2 protein-coding genes and 1 pseudogene are annotated in these 3,237 nt (G+C 73.8%); 1 reads left to right on the top strand and 2 read right to left on the bottom strand.

The features are described 5' to 3' along the window. Both ACIQOV_RS34195 and ACIQOV_RS34190 read right to left on the bottom strand, forming a co-directional pair. Window positions 1–261 (bottom strand): annotated as a pseudogene (locus ACIQOV_RS34195) (hypothetical protein); the annotation flags it as partial. A 249-nt stretch (window positions 262–510) separates the two neighbouring features. Continuing rightward, window positions 511–1,887, bottom strand: a complete 1,377-nt coding sequence (locus tag ACIQOV_RS34190) for a transcriptional regulator (RefSeq protein ID WP_359902173.1) — start codon at window positions 1,885–1,887, stop codon at window positions 511–513. 306 nt (window positions 1,888–2,193) lie between these two features. Here ACIQOV_RS34190 and ACIQOV_RS34185 point away from each other — a divergent pair, with 306 nt between their 5' ends. Continuing rightward, on the top strand, window positions 2,194–2,907 hold the full coding sequence (locus ACIQOV_RS34185) for a bifunctional DNA primase/polymerase (RefSeq protein ID WP_401054684.1): 714 nt from the start codon (window positions 2,194–2,196) through the stop codon (window positions 2,905–2,907). The last annotated feature ends 330 nt before the right edge of the window (window positions 2,908–3,237 follow it).

The following is a 3,237-nucleotide window of genomic DNA, read 5'->3' as shown; positions in this document are numbered from 1 at the left end:
CTGCCCCGGCATCGGCCGGCCCGGCAGCGAGTGCCCGGGCATCGACTGGCCCGGCACCGGCTGCGCGGGCATCGCCTGGGTCGGCAGCGCGTGCGCGCCCTCGCCGAGGTACTCCGGCTGCCCGGACGGCTGTCCCACCGGCGGCACGGCCGAGTGGGCCTGCGGCTGGCCCGGCTGCCCCTGCGGCTGACCGGGCTCGGGGCGGAACAGGTCGTCCAGGTTGAAGTCACCGGAGTTCGGGTACGAGCGGCGCTGACTCAACGCGATTCCTCACCTGTGCAGGACCGCGCACTGACGGCGGACCACATCTCGTCGGTTCTTGGGAGCATCACAGTTCCTTGGACGTCGCGCCCACGCTACCGGTTCGCCTCACCGGGTGACCACGTGGGCGGGACATCCGTCACGCTCCCTGCACAGACGATCCGCGACCGCCCAGGGCCCGGGCCGCCCCCGGGCCCGAGGCACGGAGGCGGGCCCGCGCCCGGGGCACGGAGACCGGCCCGGCACCCGCTAGGCCGCCTCGGCGTCCGCGCGGGCGTGGAACTCCCGGACCACGCGCTGCTCCCGGTACGGCTCCAGCCGGCGCCGGAACTCGTCCAGGTACTCCACGCCCCGGTTGGACCGCAGTCCGCTCAGCAACCGGACCGCCTGGGCGCCCGTCTCGCAGGCGCGTTCCAGGTCCCGCTGCTGGAGCTGGGCGGTGGCCAGCAGGACGAGGTCCACCGCACGGCGCCGGACCCGGGTCGGCGGGTGCAGGTCGAGCGCCCGGCGGGCGTAGTGCTCGGCCTGGCCGGCCTGCTCCAGGTCCCGGTGGCAGTGGGCCAACTCGTCGGCGAGGTAGGCGTCGTCGAAGTGGGCGATCCAGTCCGGGTCGTCCTCCGGGCGGCGGCGCTCCATCATCTCCAGGGCCCTGGCCGACACCGTCTCGCAGGAGCGGGCGTCGCCGAGCAGGGCGTGACCGCGGGCCTCGGCGGCGTAGAACATCGCCATCGCCGTCGGGGTGGCCACCGAGCGGGCGCCCTCCTGGGCGGCGCGGGCGAGTTGGGCGATCTCCCGCGGGTTGCCGAGGGTCGCCGCCAGGTGGCTCATCGAGGCGGCCAGCACGTAGCCGCCGTAGCCGCGGTCGTCGGCGGCCTGGGCCAGTCGCAGCGCCTGGATGTAGTAGCGCTGGGCGAGGCCGGGCTGCCCGGTGTCCACCGCCATGTAGCCGGCCAGTTCGGTCAACCGGGCCACGGCGGCGAAGAGTTGGCGACCGGTCTCCTCCCGGTAGGCGCCGCCGAGCAGGCCGGAGACCACCGAGTTGAGGTAGTGCACCACCACCGGGCGCACATGGCCGCTGCCGAAGCGGTGGTCCAGGTCGACCAGCATCGTGGTGGTCGCCCTGATCGCGGCCACGTCGGTCGGGCCGACCCGGGGGCCGCCGGCCCGCGCCACCACCGGGTCCGGCGGGGTGATCAGCCAGTCCCGGCTGGGTTCCACCAGCGCGGAGGCGGCGACCGTCGCGCCGGTCAGGAAGTCCCGCCGGCCGACGTCGCTGCGCCACAGTTCGCAGACCTGCTCCAGGGCGGCACCGATGGTCGGCGCGAACTGGAGCCCGATACCGGAGCTCAGGTTCTTGCCGTCCGCCATGCCGATCTCCTCGACCGACACGCTGCGCCCGAGCTTGCGGCCCAGGGCCTCGGCGATCACGGCCGGCGCCTGCCCGCGCGGCTGCTGCCCGCGCAGCCAGCGGGCCACGGAGGTCTTGTCGTACCGAAGGTCCAGCCCGTGCTCGGCGCCGCAGAGGTTGACCCTCCGGGCCAGGCCGGCGTTGGAGCAGCTGGCCTCCTGGATCAGTTGCTGCAGACGCTCGTTGGGCTGTCGTGCGACGAGTGGTCTCGCGGCCATTGGGCTTCGCCTCCCCACACCCTCCGGTCCCGGCCGGCGGGCGACGATTCTGCTGATCTGTTGCCGACTGTCCGACCGTCCAAGGAATCTGACACCAGGTTAGCGATCAGCAACGCCAGCGGGATACCCACGGTGACGAACCGCACCCCCCTTGCGCCCTGGGAAATGCTCCTGTGCGCCCCCACTGCGCCTGCCCTCGACCCCACCAACTCGGTCGACTAACCGGAACGGGTGACATTGCCGGGATGCACCCAACCGGGCGCCATCGGGCCGTAACCAGCCTCACACACGGTAGTTGAGTACCCCGTGGAAGACATCCCCGACGCCTCGGACCGGAACGAGAAGGCCGCTCCACCCCCCTTGCTCGTCGAAGCCGTCGGCTACGCCGAGAACCGCCACTGGGAGGTGGCCCCGGGCGCCTGGCTGATCGACGACGGCGGCGGCGGTGTCCGCTGCTCCTGCGGGGACCGCCGCTGCACACTGCCGGGCGCCCACCCGCTGGACGCGGACTGGGCGCGGACGGCGAGCGCCGGTCCCGGCGCGGTGCGGAGCTGGTGGACCGACCGACCCCGGGCGTCGATCCTGCTGCCCACCGGGCGCTCGTTCGACGTGCTGGACGTCCCGGAGACGGCCGGCTGCCTGGCGCTCGCCCGGATGGAGCGGATGGACCTCCAGCTCGGCCCGGTGGTGGTCCAGCCCGCCGCGTCCGGGCGGATCGGGCGGCGGCTGCACTTCCTGGTGCTGCCCGGGGCCGCGGCCAGGCTCCCGGAGATGCTCCGCCGGCTCGGCCGGCCGCCGGGCCGGCTGGACCTGGTCGCCCGGGGCGAGGGGGACTGGACGGTCGCCCCGCCGTCCCGGATCGGCTCCCTCGGGTACGCCCAGTGGGCCCGCTCCCCCTCCGCGCTCAACCGCTGGCTGCCGGACGCCGCAGAAGTGATCGGCCCGCTCGCGTACGCCTGCGCCCGCGAGACGCCCTCGGTCCGCGCCGTCCGGGCCGCCCGGCCGACGCCGGTGGGCTGAGTTCCGCCGGTTCCGCCCGGCCCCTCGAACGGCCGCCCTCCGCCGATCGGGTGAGGGTGCGCACCGCGCGACACAACGCGCGCGAGTGACGGGCCTTGTCTCCCACCGGGGACGGGGCCCGTCATACGCATGTCCGGATAAGGCTTCCGTGTACCCGCTGGTCAACGGGAGAAGCCCCTCGTACGAGTGACGGCACTCAAGGATTGCCATGATCGGCCGAGGGGAGGAATTGCGGTGTGTGGGGACTAGGTCGCGGGTTCGAATCCCGCAGGCGGCTCTGTGAAAGCCCCAGGACTCACTCGCCGTGACCTGGGGCTTTTGCCTTTACTG

It is taken from the genome of Kitasatospora sp. NPDC091257, assembly GCF_044757675.1.
Classification (GTDB): Bacteria; Actinomycetota; Actinomycetes; order Streptomycetales; family Streptomycetaceae; genus Kitasatospora; species Kitasatospora lactacystinica.
The sequence above is the reverse complement of the archived record's forward strand: the minus strand, read 5'-3'. Positions and strand labels throughout refer to the sequence as shown.